Source organism: Myxosarcina sp. GI1, from assembly GCF_000756305.1.
Taxonomy (GTDB): domain Bacteria; phylum Cyanobacteriota; class Cyanobacteriia; order Cyanobacteriales; family Xenococcaceae; genus Myxosarcina.
Map to the genome: position 1 here is coordinate 6,282 of NZ_JRFE01000004.1, position 23,704 is coordinate 29,985.

Here is a 23,704-nt window from a genome sequence, read left to right on the forward strand (position 1 = left end):
ACTAAATTTATTTACGTATTACTTAGCGATCTGAAGGCTACAAAAAAACTGGATCGCTGTGCTTGCAAATTCAAAATCGATCGCCACAGTAATTTTTAAAACGCCGTTACAAATATTTAGCAAACTTTTATACTTTGACCGATAAATACTATGTCTTCTGCCAATTTTAACGATACTAACTGGGAATTTACCTCCGAACTATCTGGATTGGGTTTCGAGCCTCTAAAGCCAGAAAGCGAGACAACTACATCCTCAAGTTTACTGAGTTCGGAAATTATTTTTGTCGATGAAACCGTCAAAGACTATCAAAGTTTAATTGCAGGATTTGAGGGTTCGGTATTTACTCTCGATAGTAGTTTAGACAGCATCGGTCGGGTTAGTGAAGTCCTAGCGCAACAGGAAGATATTAGTGGGGTTCACTTTGTTACTCACGGCGATGAAGGAAGTCTACAGCTAGGCGCGACAGAGTTAAACTGGTCGAATTTAGATAAGTATAGCGATCGCTTGACAGGATGGGGTAATAATTTACAAGAAAATGCCGATTTTCTATTTTATGGTTGTAACGTAGCAGAAGGAGAAACGGGACAAGATTTTGTCGATCGCCTGGGCGAACTTACTGGCGCAGATGTCGCTGCTTCAGAAGATTTTACGGGTAATAGTGTTTTGGGTGGCGATTGGGATTTAGAATACGCTAAGGGAGACATTGAAACCAACTCTCTAGCTTTATCTAACTATCAAGATGTCTTAGCTTCTACAACATCTTTGGAAAATGGTTTACTTACCTATACTGCTACTGACGCAGTAAATTTAGCTGTTTCTGATGATGGCACAAATTTAACAATTCAAGAAGCTGGTAGCGAAGTCTACTCGACATTACTTACTAACATTACTTCTGGAATTCAAATTAATACGGGTAATGGCGACGATACTATTGCAATTTCTAATTTAGATTTTAGTACTAATGCGATCGCTCTTAGCGTTGCTGGAGAAGGAGGAGACGATACTGTTGACCTTACGGGAAATATTCAGACTTTTGGTGGTAATTTTAGTGTTAATGCGGAAACTATTAATGTAGGTAGCGGTGCGAATGTATCGACTCGTCAAGTCGATGGCAGCGATAGTTCAATAGGCAGTTCGGGTGATATTACTTTTACAGGACAAAATATAACTCTAGCCAGCAATGCTGCTGTCTTAGCTCAGGTGGAAGATGGTAGTAGTTACACAGCAGGGACGGTAAACTTTACGGCAAGCGATACGGGAAGTTCTGACGATGCTGGTGCGGGAATTTATCTAGAAGATAGTGCGGTATTGAAAGGTGGTGCTGTTGCCCTGAATGTTGATTCTGATAGTTCCAATACCTATGATGGCTTTAGCGAAGATGATTCGGTTTTAGACAACATAGAAGAGATATTTAATGGTTATTTGAATACAGGATTCGGGATATTAGAGACTGAATCTCTTGTTTTTGGTTACGCTCGTGCGGATGCAGAATCAACAATTGATATTGGCACAAATTCTCAGATAGAGGCTAGTAGACTAACTCTTGATACCGATGCTGCTGCTAGCGCGGAAGTTGATGCTTTTAGTTTGCAGTTGGGTTTAGCTGCTGCTTACGGTGAATCCAACCCTACGGCTAAGGTAAATATTGGCACGGGAGCGCGAATAAATACTTCTAGCGATCTAATTGTTTCTTCTCATGCAGATAGTACTTTGGGTGTTGCTGCTGCCGCTCAAAGTTTCGGTAAACTTAAAGGCAATTCTAAATATTTCTTTGGCGCGACAGTTACTCAAGCAGATATTAACTCAACTGTTGATGTCGATAGTGGTTCGATTCTCAATATTGGTGGCAATTTAGATATTGATGCTACTACCAATAAAGACCACAGTACATCTCTCGATGTGTTGGGTTTAACTTCCAAAGGAGGCTATGGTTTAGGATTAAATGTAGCTTTGGGTGACATCAACGCCCAAGCCTTGCTCGATGGTAATACCGAAACTACGGGAAATATCGATCTTAATGCAGAGACTATAACTACTACTAATGAAGCTGCATCAAAGGTTGTAATTGGCGAACCCGATTCTATTGTTTCTAAATTTATTCTAAAAGGACAAGAAAAAGCTCTATCAAAAATACCTGGATTTAAGAACAAATCCAGTAATTCTGGACAAACCGCTCTTACAGGTTCGATTTTATACACCAATCAAAGCAACACGGCAGAAGCGAGAATTGGTAACGGTGCGACAGTAAAATCGGGGGGAACTCTTGATGTTTCGGCAAAAGTCGAAGAAATACCAGAATTTGCCTCTGCTTCTAAAGCCAAAATTAAATCGGGGGAAGAGGAAGGATCGACTACGGGTGCAACTATTGCTACTTCTATAGCCGATATCAAAAATACTGCTAAGGCTTATATCGGGGACAATACTTCTGTCGATGCATCAGGAGCAATGAGCGTTGAATCAGAGATCGATATGCCTTTCGATCCAGATGTGACGGAATATTTCAAGCTCAATTTTGATGGCTCTATAGGACAGGGAATCGAAGAAGTTAACGATCTGATTTCTAACATTACAGGTCACATTAAAAAAGACCTGGGGGTAGGCGTTTTATTTAATTCTTGGGCAAAAGCCAAAGCTTCTGGCGATACTTCCTATGCAGGTTCGGTAAATTACTTTGATGTTGATAATAACAGTCAGGCATACATCGGAGAAAATGCCCTGATAAATCAAGACAATAATTATCGTTCGGGGAATCAGACGGTATTAGTCAATGCTTATGGAAATGCTTTTACCCTTCATTTTGCAGGAAACTTCAATCCTGTAGACGATCTGATGTCAATTCTCGGTAATAGTTTCTGGATTTTAAAAGGTAAAAGCAATTACAGCACCTTATTTGGCAAGGGAGTAACTTCTGATTCGGGAATTGGAGCGGGTGTTGTTTATGCCAACACGGACAACACCATCAAAGCAACTATAAAAGATGGTGCCACAATCTATACCGATGCCTTGGATGTCGATGCCGAATTAGACAATACCGAGATTTCTATTGGCGCGACGGGGAGTATTACGGGATCTGCTAAGAAAGCGACTAACATCAGCTTATCAGCAGTCGATCGCGTTGGTGAAGTTACCGCTCATGTTTCCGATTTAGCAACGGTAGAATCATCGGGAACAATTACCGTTAATGCCCTAGATAATAGTAATACCTATAACTTTACAGGGGGTTTTGCAACGGGAGAAAACCAGGGAATTGGCGTAGCAGCAACTTTCGATATTATCGATCGCACTACTGATGCGATTTTGGGGAATACTTCAGACACTATTACTTTTGCAGCTACTAGCGATGTCAATATCGATGACGATAGTATTGCGATCGCCAATCATGGGCTAACTACTGGCGATGCCATTGTTTACAATAATGCAGGAGAAACAAGTATCGGTAATCTGGTTCCCGAACAGGCTTACTATGTAATTGTCGTCGATGAGAACACGATTAAGTTAGCTACTAGCCAAAGTAATGCTCTAGCAGGAGTTGCCCAAGATTTAAGCAGCAGCGGAACGGGATTTAATCAGGAACTAATTGTTTTAGACAGTCTTGCTTTTGCTCCTAGCGGGGGAGATAGTGATTCGGAAACTACCTTTAGTCCCACTGAAGGGGTAGAGGGGTATGAATTTATCGAACCTGCTAATGAAACTATCGTTGTTGATGAAATTGATGTTAGCGAAATTAGTAACAATACAATTACTTTAGCCAGTCACGGTTTGAGCGACGGAGATTTAGTTACCTATAACAATCTCGCTAATGACTTTCCCAATGTTGAAAGCGAAGAAGAGTTAACCGTCGAAAATATTGGCGTATTAGAACACGAAACGACTTATAAAGTAATTTACGTTGACGATAATAATTTCCAGTTAGCCGATGTTAATGACAATACCAATACGCCCCTAGATTTAACTCATAGTGGTACGGCTGAAGGTTTAAACCAGCATTACTTTACTCGCTCGGTTTTAGATCTAGAAAATAACATCATTATCTATAACAGCCACGGTTTTGAGACTGGAGACGCGGTAGTTTATAGCAATGACGGCGATACTAATATTGGTGCGAATAATACCGATGGCGAGCTAGTTGACGGACAGACTTATTACATTATTAAAGTAGACGATCATCGCTTACAGCTAGCAGCTAACGCTACCGATGCCGCAAATGAAGTAGCAATAGATCTTACCTCTACTGGAGATGGCAAACTTCACAGTTTGCGGACTCCCGTTGTTAATATCGATACTAATGAACTCAATCTTTTAGGTCATGGCTTTGAGACAGGCGAAAGGATAGTTTACAGTAACAACGAGGGAACGAGTATTGGTACGAGTAGTGGCACCTTAGTTGACGGAGATGCTTATTATGTTATTGCCATAGATAGCGATACGATTAAACTCGCGAGTAGTTATGCTGATGCGATCGCCTATAGCGATACTAACAATACCGCAATCGCTCTAACCGATACGGGTAGCGGTAGCGATCATTCTTTTTCTCTAGCAATTGTCAATCTCGAAGCCAATACGATTACCCTGAGCGACCACGAACTAAGTACGGGAGATGCTCTAATTTACGGTAATGGTGGCAATACTGGTATTAGCACTGTAGATGGAGAATTAACCGATGGAGGAACTTATTACGCCATTGTTATTGACGAGAATACCATCAAGTTAGCGAGTTCCGAAGCCGAAGCCAATAGCTATAGCGAGATTAATAATAACGCGCTCGATTTAACCAATACGGGTAATGGTAGCGAACATCAATTCTTTGAGAAAATAACCGTCTCTCTTACCCAGGGTACTGTTAATGCTGTGGGTGCAGTAACAGTCAGCAGTGAAAATAGCGGGGTAGTTTTAGGAGGTGCGATCGCGGGTACTTTTGCCTCTGGTTCGACCGAATATGCTTCAGATCCTTTTGCTGGTAGTTCTCAATTAAAAGACTACTCTTCGATTACGGGAACTTCAGGGGGACTGAGTGTTTCGGGAAGTGCCGTTATTAACTACATCGAAGACAAAACCAGAGCCTATGTCAAAGGTATAGATCTCTACGTTCCAGATAACGCCGTTAATATTACCGCCCTGAGCGATAATGAAATCTATGCCATTGGAGGAGCAGTGGCGATCGCGGCTGCTAAAGGTAGCTCTAATACAGAAAGTTCATACGGTATTGCTGGTTCTTTTGGCTTCAATTTGGTGACAAGTGAAACCAAAGCCTATGTCGATAATTCGGCGATTAATTCGGGCAGTCTTAATATTACTGGTACCAACGAAAACTATCATTTGGGAATTGCTGCAAGTGGTTCTGGGTCTTTTGCCGATAAAGGTGTAGCTTTTGCAGGGACGCTCACAGACAATGACGTTACCAATGACACCTATGCCTACATTGCCAACTACAGCAACGTTAACTCCAGTGGCGATATTATCGTAACTGCTACCGATAGCTCCTCAATTCTCAGCGTAGCAGGTGCGCTACAGTATTCGGGTCAATACGGCATTGGTGCGAGTATCGGACTAAACTTTACCGACAACACTACCCTAGCCTATATCGAGGACGCAGATATTTCTGCCACTAACCTTAGCTTAAACGCTACCAACACTAATACCATTCATGCTTTTGCGGTCGCTGCTGGTGCTAGTTTAAACGGTATGGCAGCCGAGTTCAGCTTGACTTATAACAATACTGCTAACACAACCGAAGCCTATATCGATAATGGCTATACCGAGATAGAAACTAACCTGAACGGCAAATTATCACTGCTTGCTAACGATGATGCCGAAATTTTCTCTCTTGCTGGAGTTTTCGGCTTTTCTCTACTACAAGGCAAAACCGACAGCTATGCTGCTACTATTGGTATTTCTATTGCCATCAACGAAATTGAAAACCAAACCAAAGCCAGGATTAAAGATGGTCGAGTAGTGGCTCAGGGAGATTTGGAACTCATTGCCGATTCTACTTCCACAATTACAGCTTACTCGATCTCTGGTTCTGGCTCTGCTAGTTGGAATAAGAGCGGACTGGTTATGAGTGGTGCGGGTGCGGGTACGCGCAATATTGTTAATAATACGATTGATGCCTCAATTGACGATCTAGACGATAGTAATAACATTGACACCAATGTAGACGCTGCGGGAGCCATGACTGTCAAGGCAACGGACAACTCTACTATCTATGCCGATGCTGGTGGAGCAGCAGTTTCCTTAGCGATCGCGGGTGATTCTTGGTCTACCAGTGCCGCTCTATCGGTAGGTGCGGGTGTAGCCAGTAATGAAATTACCAATACGGTTACGGCTCATGTTACCGATGCCTCAGTAGAAGCAGACGGCACAATTGATATTTCTGCAATTTCCAATTCAACTATCGACGCTTTTGCTCTAGGTGCAGCAGTTTCGGGAACCTACAGCAGTAGCGGTATTGGTGTTAGTTTGACTGGTGCGGGAGCGGGTACGGAAAATATTATTGAAAATCAAATTTCTGCATACGTAGCAGATACTAGTCAATTTAGAACTACTACTAGCAGTGGCGCAATTTCTTTACTAGCACAGGATAATAGTAAGGTTACTGCCGATGCTGGAGGCTATGCCCTCTCTCTGAAGTTTGGCAATGGAATGGCTAATGGTTCGGCATCGGTAGGGGTTTCTGTGGCAGATAACGATATTGCCAATACAGTCGAAGCCTATATCAGTAATGCTGTAGTTAATTCAGCAGCAGGAGTTAGTGCTACCGCTACATCTACTGGAACCGTCGATCTCTTTAGTATTGGTGCCGCAGCTAGCGGTTCGGTTGGTTCTTCGGGGTTAAATGTCAGTCTCAGTGGAGCGGGAACTGGAGTCGAAAACAAAATTGCTAATACCGTACGAGCTTTCGTAGATAATAACAGTACCGTTACCAGTGCCAATAGCGGTGCGATTACTATTAAAGCAACCGATAACAGTACCGTAACTGCCGATGCGGGAGGATTTGCCGTCGCCGTATCTATTGGTTCTGGGTTTAGTGGAGGCGTTACCGCAGGGGTGGCTACCGCCGAAAATATTATCAGCAATGCCGTAAGTGCATACATTGATAATGCCGAGGTAACGGCTGCGGGTGACTTAACTATTGAAGCTACATCTACCTCTAATATTGAAAATCTGACTATGGCTGGTGCGGTTTCCGTTGCTGCTAGTACAAGTGCTTCTCTCAGCGCGTCGGGTGCGGGAGCGGCAACCACTAACGATATTACTAATACGATTGAAGCCTATATCCAAGATGGTAGTAAAGCTACTAGTACCAGTGGTGCGATTTCTCTCAATGCCCAAGATAACAGTACGATTGAATCAGTTGCCGTTGGCGGTAGTATTTCGGTTTCAGGTAGTACCAGTGCTTCCTTTAGTATGGCGATCGCTGGAGTGGAGGTTAACAACACCATCGGCAATACCGTTCGCTCGTATATTGGAGCAACTTCCAGCGACAGCACCACGGTTGACGCAGCAGGAGATCTAAAACTCACTGCCAATTCTACTCTCACCTTTAACGATAATTATGCCGTAGCCGCATCCCTAGCTGCCGCAGTCGCACCTTCTGGTGCTTCTCTTAGCGGTGCAGGAGCTAATGTAATTACTACTACTACTAATACGGTAGAAACTTTAATTCGCAACCTGACTACAGCCGATGCAGTACGGGCAGACAACGTTACTCTAACGGCTACCGATACGCCGACGATTAAACCCACTGTCGGTACTGGCTCTCTGGCAGCTAGCTTTATTGGTGCTTCGGTTAGTGTTTCTCTGACGGATACTACTATCAATAACGCTGTAAATGCCTATATCGATAACAGCAAAGTAACTACCACTAACGATGTTACTTTAAATGCGTCTTCCACTCCTACCATTGAATCAGAAGCGGTTACTACTTCCGTTGCTGCTGCCATTGGTGGTGCTGGTGCTGGAGGAGAAGTTACCGCTACTATTTCTTCTACAGTATCTAGCTACGTTAGTAACAATGCCGTTGTTAGTGCTAATGATGTTACGGTAGGGGCAACCAGTACGCCAACTATAGATGCCGACGTGGTTGGTGTAGCAGTAAGCAGTATTACAGCTATTGGTGCCAGCGTTACAGATATTGAATTTAATGGCACTACCAAAGCCTATATCGATAAAGCCGACGTAGTTACTACGGGTAATTTAGATGTTACTGCAACTACTACACCTATTCTAGATGGCAATGTCACTGCTCTTTCGGCAGGGATCGCTACTGCTGGTGCGGGTAATAGCGTTACTGCTAAGGATACTTCGACTACAGAAGCTTACGTTACCAATGCTGCCGATCTTGACGTAACTAACACCCTTACTATTACCGCGATCGCTCAACCAAAAGTAACGGGAGATGCTTTTGGAGTCAGTGCTGCGGGTGGAATTCAGGTTGGCTACTCTGAAGTAACGGTAGAAGTAGCACCAGTTATTAATGCCTACATCGGTAGTAATGCTGATGTTACCGCCAGCGATCTTAGCTTAACTGCCCAACAAATTTTACCTGATACGGGAATTTCCGCCGAAGCTAATGCTAGTGCTTCTGGTGGTTCGTTGATAGGTTCTGTTAATGCTACTACTGCCGAAGCTAGAAATACGGCTAGCACCACCATTGATATTAATTCGGGAGCAATTCTCAACATTACCAACACTGCCACTCTCCAAACCGATCTCAACAGCAGTCAGGATGCTTTTGCTGATGGCTATAACGGCGGTATTTTGGCTCTCGGTTTTAACAACGCTCTGGCTGAATCAGATACCAGCAACAACATCGATCTTGCTAGTAATTCAACAATAAATGCCGATACCTTTAGTGTTTATGTCAACGGTGATGATGATAACTACGCCGAATCTATTGCTGGTGGTGGCGGAATTATCTCTGGACGTGCTGCTGAAGCAGAGACGAGAAATACCAATGATACCCAAGCCAATATTGATAGTCAAGTTACCGTTAATACCATCGATGTTGCAGCCGAACACATTGCTACTTTCAACGCCAAAACCGACAGTACTAACGCTTCTTTAGTCGGTGCCAGTGGTGCTAACAGCGAAAATACCGTCAATGCCAATGTCGAAGTCAACTTTAATAGCAACGCTAACGTCACGGCTTATGATGACTTTGATGTTGCCATTATCAACAATATCGAGCAAGCAGCATTAGACGATGAGAACGCTGAATCTGGTTCGGGTGGGGTTGTAGATCTGCCCGCAGTAGAAACCGTTACTACTATTACCAATACCAGTAATATTAATGTCAATGATGGGGCGATCCTCAGCGTTGGCGACGAAGATTACGACACTATTGATAATATGGACTTCGCCATACTCAATGATGTGCGAGCAGATGTCAAATCCAAGCTTAATAGCGGTGGTTTAATTTCTTCGGCTAAAGCCGATGCCGAAGTTACCAACAACACCAACCAAGCCTATATCAATATCGGGGATGCCGATATTACCAGTACCCACGATCTCAACTTTAGCACCAGAGCGATCGCCGACTTGGAAGCCGAAGCAAATGCCAGTGCTTATGGACTGTCTGGGGTGTCTAAGGGAGATACGTTAGCTGAAGCCAATGTCGATAATCAAATTATCTTAAATAGTGGTGCATCTGTTACCGCAGAGGGTGATGTTAATTTCGCAGCAGGAGAAGATACTAACGGCAATAGCAATAGTATTCAAGTTAATGCCGATACAAATCTCTGGAACAAATCTGCCAGCCCCATGTCAAAAAATTACATCGATGCCGATGGTAATATTACCCTCAATAATGCGATCGCGATTAATAATGGTGCAGCAGTTTCTAGCGGCCAAGATTTGAACTTAATTAGCAATAACAATGATGGTAGCTATAGTGCCGAAGCATCGGGAGAAGGTACGGATGTTTATAGTCAAGTTGCTAGCAGTATAGCTAATTTTTTTGGTGCAGATGTTTCTTCTGTTTTGACCAATGATTCTACCTCAGAAACTTTTATCAATGGCGTTACTGTTGACGGCAATATAACTGCTGGAGTAGATAATGTTAAATCTTTAACTATTAACGAAGATTACAGTGTTGCTACTAATGACGAAACGGTTACGGTAACTGAATCTACTGTTAATTTAGCCGAAGAAATTCAGGCGATTATTGATGATTTGAACATACAGATAACAGAAGCAGAAAATAGTACTAGTGCTGACCTCGATCTTGACGCTATTCAAGCAGAAATTGATTTTTGGGAACAGGAATTAAGTAATTTAGGAGATATATCCAATACCAAAGTTTTAGAAGTCTCAGATATAGAAGTTGCAGTAGGTAGTATTAATGTTTCAGGAGATTATTTAGTTGGCAGTGGTTCTCTAGAAGCCAAAGGAGATGCCGAAATTGCCATTACCAATCTAAGTGATGCTTATTTCCGCATTAATGATGTCAAAATTAATGATAATTACGGTGGACAACTGCTGTTTAACAATGCTGCCATTACCGCCAATAGCGATCTCTCAATTAACAGCGACCTAGTTGACTTTACTAACATTACCACCACCGATAGCGAAGAGACAGAAGCAAAAATTACTATTGAAAATCAATATGAAAATTTCTCTGGTAGTGGTTCAATTCTGGAAATTAAAGGTGAGATAACCAATCGTAATGGCTCTGTAAATATTACCAATGCACATGGCACGATTTACGTAACCACTGGAGAAATTTCGGCAAAAACAATTAATATAGATTCTGGAGAAAGCTTTTACCTCAGCGATGGTTATGCTTTTACCGTTGGTTCTAGTCCCGAAGCTATATGGAATGATGAGTTTCAAAGTTATGTAGCGACTGTAGAAGAAGCATATATTTACGATCACGAATTTGATAGTGGCACTAAAAAATTCTTTTATGATGGCACACCTGTTTATCAAGGGCTTAGTAGCGACTATGTTCCTCAATATACCGATGGATCGCTAAATTATAGACTTGATTATGAGGTTACAGACAGCAGTTTAATCCAAGATAAATTTGACGAAGCTAGTGGCGGTAGTTTAGTTGCCGAAAGTAGTGTCTTTATCGATGCAAAATATATTAATGTTGCGGGAACTATTGAAAGTGGAATTGCCGACTATAACCTAACTCTCGATAGTAATGTTGATAGTATTATCCAAGATTTCAAAACCGAGCAAACGACTTTCTCTAAATTAGCAGACAATCTAAATGCGATCGCTGATTTTGATAGTTTAGACGCTTTAAATAGTATCGATCTACCTGAAAATAGCTACATCTACGGCAATAGTATCTATTTACTGAGTAAGAAAGAAGACTATTGGCATCATGTAAAAGAATATGGAGAAAGCTTGGGTGGTAGCTTAGTTACCATTAACAATAAATACGAACAAGATTGGCTCTATGATACTTTCGGCGGTAGCGAACGACTCTGGATTGGACTAACGGATAACGAAAGTTATGGCGGTTTTGAATCTGCAAGACGAACCAACCCCGCAACCGATGGCTGGGTTTGGGCTAACGGAGAAGAATTAACCTATACCAATTGGAACTCTGGCGAACCCAATGATTCTGATAACAATGAAGATTACGCCCAAATGGAACCTAGTGGATTTTGGAATGATAATGATAATTATCTCAATTATGGTTCTCAAGATTTAGTTAGAGGTATCATCGAAATCCCGCTTTCACACTTCGGCGTTAGTCACGATGTATATGTTTATAACGATCGCTTTTATATACTTTCAGATGCGGGTACTTGGCAAGAAACCCAGACCCAAGCAGCAGCTTTGGGCGGTAATTTAGTTAGTATCAATGACGAGTCCGAACAAGACTGGATTGAATCTACCTTTAGCCATAGCGAAGAATTTTGGATCGGTTACCACGATCGAAACCAAGAAGGGGTATTTGAGTGGATCGATGGTTCTGCTGTTGGCTACACTAATTGGGACGAGAACGAACCTAATGATTTTGGTACGGGAGAAGATTATACTGTTCTAACAACGAATGGACTTTGGAATGATAGTAATAGTAATAGTGGTAATACCCGTAGGGGCATTATCGAACTATCTAGCACTAGCGACATCAGTATTGCTTCACTCTTAGACCTTTCCGACTATTTCCCAGATACTTATGGAAATAACATAACTGCCAGATACAATTCTGAAAGCGATCGCATTGAAGTAGAAGATGTGTCGGTTCGAGGAGGCTACGTTCAGCTAGTCGGCAATATTGTCAGTACTGGTAATGGCAGCATTAAAGCAATGGATGGATTTGGCAACATTACCATCGATAACCAAACAGACTACGAACTCGAACTGTCACAGTTAGATACAGGTGGGGAAGGTGTTGAAGGTCAGATTAAGATTATCGATCTCGGTCAAACAGGTTATAACGATGACGGAACTACTACAAACCTAACCACCACCTATACGCAAGATGTCAATGGCGATATTGTAATTAGTGATAATTCTCAGATTAATGGTTATACGCAAACTTCTGCTAATAATACAGTTGATTACGTCTTAAGCGATCGCAATCTGTATTATCAATGGGACTATAGAGCTATAGATGATGTTACTCTATCAAGTCCCAATACTACCTCGACTACCTATAACCGCTATGATGGCAAGCTGTATTTCCTTACCGAAGATAAGGGTTCTTGGACGGCAACCCAAACAGATGCCTTAAGCTACGATGGCAATCTGGTCACTATTAATGATGCAGATGAACAAGCTTGGATAGAATCGAAGTTTAGTAGTTACGGCGAAAATTTCTGGATTGGTTACACCGACAAAGATAGTGAAGGTAACTTTGAGTGGGTCAGCGGTGAAACTGCTGACTATACCAATTGGAATAGCGGAGAGCCAAATAACGATGGCGACGAAGATTATGTAAACATCTACCCTGATGGAACTTGGAACGACCGAGAAAATAATGATGGTTCATACAACGGTATTGTTGAATACGATGCAGCTACTCTCACCAGAGTTTATGACGGTAGCGAACAAGACGGTTTAGGTAGATCGATTACTACTAATTGGGATACTGATAATCCTACTTTTTCTAGCGAAGTAGCCTCTTATATTTGGTTTGCGGAGGAAAACAAGCGCGAAGTAGTAAGGGATTATCAGGGTACTGTTCGGGCTAACTACGACATCGAAGTTGGTTTCATCGGTAACGATACAGGCTCGATTCAAGTTAACTCCGATGCTACTGTTTGGCTCAACGAGGACATTACCAATATTAGCGGCAATACAACTATAGATAGCTCCGCTGGTTCGGTACGTTCTCTGACAGAAAATGAAATCAATACTGAAAGCCTGACTATTAACAGTAACGGTTCTATCGGCGATAGCGACATTGCCATTAATACCGATTTGGAAGGTGGTACGCTAAACGCTACCGCGACAGGAGATATTTATATCGATGAAACCCAAGGGGATCTGACTGTCGATACGGTTAGTACTTCTGGTAATGTCAATCTTGAAGCCTACGGTAACTTAGCAGCAAATTCTATTGATTCTAAAATTACTGGTCAGGAAATCTCTCTGACTTCCGATACGGGTAATATTGGTTCGTCTAGTTTGGATGTCAACATCGATTCTGGCTCGTCGGAAACTGGTAGCGTAACTATAGATGCAGCAAGCGACATCAATGTAACTGAAACTAGTGGAGATTTATACTTAGCTTCAGCTAATTCTAGTAACGGCGATGTCGATCTTTCCGTAACTAGTGGCAACATTATCGACTACAACCCCGAAGAAACAGAAGACTTAGCAGCTAGAGCCGACTTACTCGATACTGTCTGGTCGGATATGGAATTAACCGACGAAGATATTAGTAGTACTGCTACCGACGAAACGGGTGCAGCCAGCGCAGCAGCATCCGAAGCAGTAGAGGCATACGAACGCGCTCAAGAATCGGAATACGAGCTTTACTGGCAGTATCGTAACCTCACCCCAGTCTACGACGACGATAACAATATTACCGACTACACCTACGATGAATATAACCCCGACTATGTATACAGCTTTAGCGATACCGAGGAGACACAGCTAATAGAACTAGGCTATAGCGATAGTGCGATCGCCACTTTGGAAGAAAACAAAACCACCGAATATCATACTCTCCATGAAGAATTAGCAACATCGGGACTCACCGATGACTACGATCCAGACTATACCTATACTGCAACCACCGAAGAAGAAGCAGAAATTACCGCAGGTGCTGTGTGGACGGTAGACGAACTTACCAGAGTAATCAATCCAGGCTTACTACTCCCCGTTTCCGATACGGAAGTAGATATCGAAGCTGAAAACATCCAAGCTAGTAACTTAACACTCAATGTTGGTGGCGGAATTGGCATTGATGAAGGTACGAAAACGATCGATGTCAGAAATGCAGACGGTAGCATAATTGGTATTAGCGATGAAGATCTGCTTTATCTACTAACAGCAGAACCAAACGACATTACTTATCTAGATATTTCGGGAATTGAAGTAAGCGATCCCAATGACAATGCCGAGTCTATTTACAGTATCGTTATCGAGCAAATAGACGACCTAGATTTTGAAGCTAAGGGAGAACTCAACGTAACTGCTACTGCCGATGCTTATTTGGGTTCGGAAGCTGATATTACTATTAACGATCTCGATGTTGGTGCTAACGAAATCCGTCTCAAATCTGGTAAAGGAATTAGCGGAACTACAACTAGCTCTACTCATATCACCGCTAGCAATACGATTATTGAAGCAGGAGATGCCAGTATTGGCAGTGACACTACTCCTATTGAACTTGCTACCAATTCCCTAACTGCCCGTGCCAACAACGATATCTATCTCAACCAGGCTTCGGGAGATCTTGATATCGAACAAATTTATGCAGGAGATAACGTAAATCTTACCGTTGCAGGAGAAATTCGCGATCGCAACGACACCGATGATGAAAATATTCGCAGTACCGATATTAGCAATGACTCTGGTGACAACAACTCTATCGGTAGCAGCGATAACTATTTAGATGTCTATTTAGAAGCTGACGGCTCTTACAGACTCGATACCACTCAAGATGCCTATCTCAGCAATACTAGCGGTACGGGAATTTTAAATCTCGACTTTGTAGGAACGGCAGGAACTTTAACCTACAGCAACGGTATTTACACTATTACCGATAGCACTTCTGGCACTGCGGTTAACTTTACTGGCTTTGAGGCGATCGATATTACTTTTGCCAACCAAAACAATAGCTTTGTAGTTGAAGCACTTGCTGGCGAGATAACTTTAAACCTCTACGGCGATGCGGGTAATGACAATATTGAATTGAGCAATGCCATAGAGGGAATAGTTAACATTGATGGCGGAGAAGGAGCTAATACACTCGTCTTAAATGATGCCAATGACAGTAGCGATAACGCTTTTACTGTTACCGATACAGAAATAACAGGTCATTTAACCCAAGTTATTACCCATAGCAATATCGATACTATAGATATTCAAGGCGGAACGGGTAGCAACGATTCGTTAACTGTAACCAATGAATCGGATGCCGCTCAGACTATTACTGCTGACAATACTTCGATCGCCAGTACTGACTTTATCAACATTACTCACAGTGGCATTGAAACCATTGATTATTATGCCGAAACAGGCGATAACACAATAGATACAGCCGCCTTTACCGCTGGCGCGATCGCACTGACTATCTACAGCAACTTAGGCGATAACGAAAACACCATCGATCTTACCGCTCCTACCAGCCAAGCTAAGATAATTGTTGAAGTAGCGGAAAATACCACTAACCTCAAAGTTGCTAAAATTCTCAGCACCAGTAGCAATTTCAGCCTTAGCGGTACGGATGCAGCCTCATTTGAAATGATTGGCGACGAACTACATTTCATCACCGCACCCGACTTTGAAGTTCTAGCGCAGTACGAAGTTACCGTAACCGATACTGATACCAACGAAACCGTAGACTTAACCATTCCCGTTACCGATATCAACGAAGCACCGAGTCTTAGCCTAGAAAATAGTACTTTAACCCTGGCAGAAGATACCGATACCACGAGTAGTATTAAAATTGGCGATATAGTTATTAGCGACGATGCTTTAGGGGATAACGTTCTTTCACTTTCTGGTGATGATGCGGAATCTTTTGAACTGGTAAACGACACCGAACTATATTTAGTAGCGGGAACAAGTCTCGATTATGAAACTGATTCTGCTTTAGATGTCATTGTTAACGCAGATGACGGAACTTTTAGCGTTCCTTTTGATGCCACAGTCAATCTTACTGATGTTAACGAAGCACCAAGCATTAGTTTTGATTACACCGACACCTATACCAATCGGGTGTTAGCCTTAGACGGAGACGGCGATTATGTTAAAACCAATAGCGATGTTATTAACTTCGCCAACACGGACTTTACTTTAGAAGCCTGGATTCAAACTACAGAAACCGAGGGAGGAATTATTGGCAAAGCTGATGATGATACTACCTGGGAAAGTGGCGAAAAAGCATTCTATATCAACAGTTCGGGTCAAGCAGAGTTTATCGGTAACGGCAACAATAGTATTGTCGGTAATACCGCAGTTAATGACGGACAATGGCACCATGTAGCGGTAGTTTGGGATGCTGCTAATAGTCAGGGTTATATCTATGTCGATGGAGTAAATGATACGAAGAGTGAGAATTACTCTACTAATACAGCAGATAACCAAGACGATACCTTCAAACTCGGACTCGCTTATGGAGCCAGCTATTTCTCTGGCGAACTAGATAATGTGAGGATTTGGAACAAAGCTCTGACTCAGGATGAAATCCAAACCAGTCTCTCGACAACTGCAACTGGTGATGAAGAAAATCTGGTTGCTTACTATAACTTTGACGATGATAATTTCTATTACTACAACACTTTAGTAGATAATGCTTCCCTAGAAAGCGATCGCGGTGTAATTACTCTAGCAGAAGATACCGATACTACCGAGCGTGTTAAGATTGCCGATATTCCTATTGACGATGATGCTTTAGGAACTAATAACTTAACTCTCTCTGGTGATGATGCCGACTTATTTGAAATTGACGGTACGGAACTTTACATAGCAGCAGGAGCAAATCTAGATTACGAAACCAATAATATTTTAAATGTCACCGTTGAAGTTGATGATGATACCGTTGGCAATACTCCCGATGATGCGATCGCGCTTAAGATTAGGCTTACCGATGCTAATGATGCACCAAAAGATCCCAGTGTAGATGTTATCAATAGCGAGTTACCTGAAACTGTAAATACCAGCGCAAGAATAGAAATTGGTGAGATTAGCTTCACTGACGAAGATACTTTAGAAACCAATAATCTTAACAGTTTGAGTCTTGCAGGTGATGACGCAGATTTATTTGAAATTGAAAATTCCGTACTATATATTCAAGCAGATGCGACGGTTGATTATGAAACCAATCCTACTTTAGATGTCACCGTCGAAGTTGACGATGATACCGTTGGCGATACTCCCGATGACTCAGTTGATGTCAGTATTCCAGTCCGCAATGTTAATGAGATATTTAGTCTGGGCTTTACATCACCAGCCAATCAAACTCTATCCTTAGACGGCAACGGGGATTACGTATCATTTAATAACTATGATTACCATACTGACTATTCTAGTTATTACGATCCCTCCAATAACGATCGCAACTTTACACTAGAAGCCTGGATTAAAACCTCGGCAACCGAACAACAAGGTATCATTAGCGACCAAGACTCTAATAGGTACGAATCACGAGGAGAAAGTTTATTCTACATTAATGATTCTGGGCAGTTAACTTTTTATCAATACGACGATATATATTGGGAAACTGATGATGATTATGTAGTTACTGGAAATACTGCTGTCAATGACGGTGAATGGCATCATGTAGCCTATGTCCATGATGATACTACGAATGAAGGTACTATTTTTGTAGACGGAGTAAACGATACCGCTAGCAGGAGTGGAATCTTCTACTGGGGTTTTGGGTACGTTGATTCTAAAGTTAAATTAGGTATCGCTGATATTGGTAACTTCTCTGGCGAAATGGACGAAGTAAGAATCTGGAGTCAAGCTTTAACCCAAACAGATATTATCGATAACTTTACGACCGACACTAAACTTGCTGGAACAGAAGCCGATCTATTTGCTTACTATACATTCCAAAACGATAGCACCACTACTATTTTTGATGAAGTAGGCAGCGTCGATCCATACGGTGCTAGTCTTGACGGAACTTTAAATGGTGATGCTGGAGTCATCAGCGATAATAGCTTGAGCCTCGATAATAATATCGAAATTGCCGAAAATAGTGCCGATACATCCAGTGCCAAAATTGCCGACATTACCATGTTAAATACTGCTTACGGCACTGAAGATCTTATTCTGACGGGAGATAATGCCGACAAGCTGGAAATTAGCGATACAGAACTGGTAGTCAAAGCTGGAGAAATCTTAGATTATGAAACCGACTCGGAATTAAACTTTACTGTCGAATTAGATAGTGCAACGATAGAAGCTAGTCAAGACATTACCGTAACCCTTACCGATGTCAATGAAACACCAACTATTGCTCTAGAAAATACGGTAACAGACATTGACGAAAATACCGACACCACAGAACGGATTAAAGTTGCCGATATTAACCTCAGCGATGATGCTTTGGGCACTAACGTTCTAAATCTATCGGGTGACGAAGCAGAATACTTTGAGATTGAAGATTCCGTACTCTATCTCAAAGCAGGAACTACTTTAGACTACGAAAATCTGGCAGCATATAACGTCACTGTTGAAGTAGATGATGAAGAGGTAGGCGATAGTTTTGAGACTTCTATAGATTTTACGCTCAATGTCAACGACCTTAACGATCTTCCTACTGTTGCCATAGAACAAGATACCGCATTTAGAAATAGTCTGGGTTTTGATGGCACTGATGATTATGTTGACACCAATTCTGCATTGTTTGACTTTGGTAGTAACAATTTTACTTTTGAAGCTTGGATTCAAACTACTGGAACTAATCAAGGAATTTTTGCCAAAACTGATAACGACCTTACTACGGAATCTTCCGAAAAAGGCTTGGTTATAGACAGTAGTGGTAATTTAGATTTCAGACCGTACGGACGTATTTTAAATGGCTCAACAAAAGTGAACGATGGTGCGTGGCATCACATTGCTTTAGTAGGAGAAAATGATGACGTTTACATGTATGTAGATGGCATTCTCGATACGGCAAGTATTGACTTTGGTTTAGATGCAGATAACGAAAGTCATACGGTTAAAATCGGTTATCCTTTCGTTTGGTATACCAGTGGAGGTACGAACCATTTCTCTGGTTTAATAGATGAGGTTAGAATTTGGGATGTCGCACGTACAGAATCAGAAATAGCAGCAAATCTAGATACTACCCTGGCAGGCAACGAAACTGGTTTAGCTGCCTACTACACTTTTGATACCGATAGTGAAAATACTGTCTTTGATGCTACTGGTAATTACGATGCTACTAAAGTCAACCATGCAGATAATAAAGACATTATTTATATCGATGAAGACACTGACACTAGCAATGATGTCAAGTTAGGCGAAGTAACTATTGGCGATGAAGATGTTGGTGCTAATACCAACAACATTGCTCTAACGGGTGACGATAAAGATTTATTTTATTTAGCAAATACTGATGATGACAAAATCTACGATTTGTATCTTAAAGCGGGAACAACTTTGGATTACGAAACTAAACCTCAATTTAATGTCACCATTGAAGTAAATGATGAAAGTATTGGTTCGACGTTAGAAGCCTATTTAGACACTACAATTTTAGTTACCAATGTCAACGAAGCTCCTACCTTAGCTTTGGAGAATACTGTTACCAATCTTGACGAGAATACCGATACTAGCAGTAGAGTTAAGATCGCAGATCTTAATATCACCGATGATTCTTTAGCAAGTAATTCTCTAAGTCTGACAGGAGATGATGCTAGTTACTTTGAAATAGACGGTACGGAACTATATCTTAAAGCGGATACAGCGATCGATTATGAAACCAAAGATGGCTACAACATAACGATAGAGCTATACGATACCAGCCTTGGCAACACTCTAGTAGATTCTGTACCTTTTAGCTTAGAAATTAACAACCTCAACGATGCTGCTACCTTTACTGTTGATGTCACAAACGATTTTACTTCTAGTAGCTACTTAGCTCTCAATGAAACCTATACCGATAAAGATTACGTCGAAATTGATTCCGATTCAATACGGTTAGACGCAGACTATACTTTTGAGGCTTGGATTAATAGCAATGATATATCTAGCGGTATTTTTGCTAAAGATAACTCCGATGGAGTTTTAAAAGCGGGAGAAAAAGCTTTACATAATTGGGCGACAAACTACAACTTGAGATATGCTGTTGCAACTACCAGATCGAATGCGGGTAATACTGCGGTTCTTGATGGAGAATGGCATCATATAGCTTTAGTTTGGGATAAAGATACTACGACCGTTTCGATGTATGTAGATGGCGAACTCAATCTTCAACAGACAAATTCGGCTTTTGATGTCGCCGATAATGACGGTGATACTTTTAAACTAGGTAGGGATTATTCATCTTTCTTTATGACGGGTGAGATGAAAGATGTTCGCTTCTGGGATGTTACTCGCACCCAAACAGAAATCCAAACCGATCTGAATAATACCCTGACAGGAACGGAAACGGGTTTAGTTGCATACTATGATTTTGCTGCTGTAAATACCAATACCGTAAGCGATCGCACTGGTAACGGTAATGATGGCGTTTTGGTCAACAATGCCCAACAAGCTCTAGAAATTGAGGTGAGCGATCGCACCGATACTAGCAATAGAGTCAAAGTTGCCGAGATCGATCTTACCGATGAAGACACAATTGATTCTTACCTCAACAACGTTATAAGTCTTACTGGAGACAATGCAGACAAGTTTGAAATCGACGGCACAGAACTCTATCTCAAAGCTGGTACAACTTTAGACCATGTAAACGAACCAGAATTAAATCTCACTTTAGAAGTAAATGATGACACTAATAGTGGTTCTTTAGATCTAAAAATTGTCGTTTTCGATGGCAACCAACCACCTGAGATTGCTTTAAATAACACAGTTACTAGTCTCTCAGAAGATACAGATACTAGTAGTGCGATTAAAGTTGCCAATTTAACTGTTACCGATGATGATTCGACAACCGATACCATTACTCTTACAGGTAACGATGCAGACAAGTTTGAAGTAGTTAACGATAGCGAACTCTATCTCAAAGCTGGTGCAGAGCTAGATTACGAATCTGACACGCAATTAGATGTCACCGTAGAAGTCAACGATGGTGTTTATAGCGATGCGGAAGCTCTTAGTATTGCCATTACCGATGTCGATTTCGCACTTGCTTTAACCCTAGAAAATGCAGTTACTTCTTTAGCTGAGGATACAAACACCAATAGTCGCGTTAAAGTTGCCGATTTAACTGTTACCGATGATGATTCGACAACCGATGCCATTACTCTTACGGGAGATGATGCAGACAAGTTTGAGGTAATTGATAATCAACTATATCTCAAAGCAGGAACAAACTTAGATTACGAATCTGACACTCAATTAGACGTTTCTGTAGAAGTCAGCAACGGTATCTATAGCGATACAGAAACTCTTAGTATCGCGATTACAGATATCAACGAAGCACCTACTATAACTTTAGGAAGCACTACTGTTAAGTTGGATGAAAATACAGATACTAGTAGCGCGATCGAACTTACAGATATAACCATTAGCGATCCCGATTCAGTAACTTATACCGTTGCGCTTACAGGTGGTGATGCAGATAAGTTTGAACTAATTGATAACAAGCTTTATCTCAAAGCAGGCACGGATTTAAATTACGAGCTTGACGATATACATATCGTTACTGTAGAAGTCAGCGACGGCACCAATACTACTACCAAAAATTTCTACTTGGAACTTAATAACCTTGTTGAAGGTTCGGTAACATTCGCTTTGGAAAATACAGTTCGTAAAATACCCGTAGATACCGATACTACCAATCGGATTAAGCTTGCCGATCTAGTTGTTACTGGTGGAGACGGCAACGAAACCTTTAGTGTTGCTAGTTTTACAGCCTCCTATACAAAAGATTTTGAAATCGATGGTAACGAACTCTATCTCAAAGCAGGAGTCGATCTTGAAAAATATACAGTCGGGGGCGAAGGAGGATATGTTGGTCTTAGGGTCAATGTTAACGGCACAGATACGGTCAGAACTTTAGATCTATTTATTACTTATCCAGACTTAGATATTTTTGATGATGGTAGTAAAACTAGCAACGGTGGTGGTTTTGATTTTGGCTTTGGTAATAAAAATGAAATTATTAACGGTGATGGTTTCGATTTTGGTTCTGTTAATGTTGCCGATGGTAGTGTTCAGTATGACTTTGAACTATATAACAGTAATTATGGCGATTTAGAAATAGACTATATCGTGATTAATGGCGAAACGGGAGGTGCGGGTGATTTTCAAATTATTGGAGATATCCCTACATCTATCGCTGGTTACGATTACTATTCTGATACGGTAAATTACGATTATTTAACTATCGAGTTCGATCCTAATTCTGGTGGAGAGATAGATGCAACTTTAGAAGTTGGTAGTAACGATCCTGATGAAAATCCCTATATCGTTTACTTAAGTGGTACGGGTAATGGTACAGAAATTAATGTTGCTCAAGGGCAAACAGATTTAGTTAGTGGCACAACCCAAAACTTCGGTAGCGTTAACATTGACGCGGGAACAATTAAACAGACTTTCACAATTCAAAATGTCGGTACGGAAACTCTCAACTTGGGAGATGTAACCCTTACAAGCACTAACGCTAGCGATTTTACTTTAGAAAATGGTAGCGCGATCGCCAATACTACCCTAGCCGCAGGTGCGAGTACCGATTTAACCGTCACTTTCAACCCCAGTACCGCAGGAGAAGCCACCGCCACCCTCACGATTAATAGCGACGACAATGACGAAGCTGCTTACACTATCGATCTAACAGGAACTGGCATTACCACAACTAAAGTAGAAGGAAGCGACAACAACGACATTATTAATAATGAAGAAGGCAATCAAACCATTGATGCTGGTGCGGGTGACGACACCGTAACAGGTAGTACCAAGAGTGAAAACGTTCGGGGTGGCGATGGTGCCGATAATGTCGATAGCGGTGCGGGAAGCGATCGCGTTTACGGCGATGCTGGTAACGATGTCATTACTGGTGGCGATGGTAAAGATCTCTTACGCGGTGGTGCCGACAATGACACTATCTACGGTGGTGCAGGAGATGATTATCTGATCGGCGATGCAGGAAATGATTATCTCGACGGCGAAGAGGGCAGCGATCGCTTGCGAGGCACTAGCGGTAGCGATACCTTTATCATTCGCGATAACGGAGTCACGGATACGATCTTAGACTTCAACCCCGACGAAGATACCTTAGAATTAGTCGACCTCAATGCCAGTGAATTAACCTTTGAAGACTCTACTTATTACGGCTTAATTAAGCGTAATGGTACGACTATCGCCCAAATTCGTAACTTCTTTGCCTCGGATTTATCGAGCTACTTTTCTGATTAACAAAATTGGCGCGAGCGTTACTAGTCATGTAGGA

The 23,704-nt window shown here is 41.7% G+C and carries 1 protein-coding gene; it reads left to right on the forward strand.

Annotation, left to right across the window (positions count from 1 at the left end; all coding sequences use genetic code 11):
* Positions 1 to 150 precede the first annotated feature (150 nt).
* Entirely contained in the window at positions 151 to 23,670 is a 23,520-nt protein-coding gene (locus tag KV40_RS34505) for a LamG-like jellyroll fold domain-containing protein (RefSeq protein WP_036477316.1), read from the forward strand.
* The last annotated feature ends 34 nt before the right edge of the window (positions 23,671 to 23,704 follow it).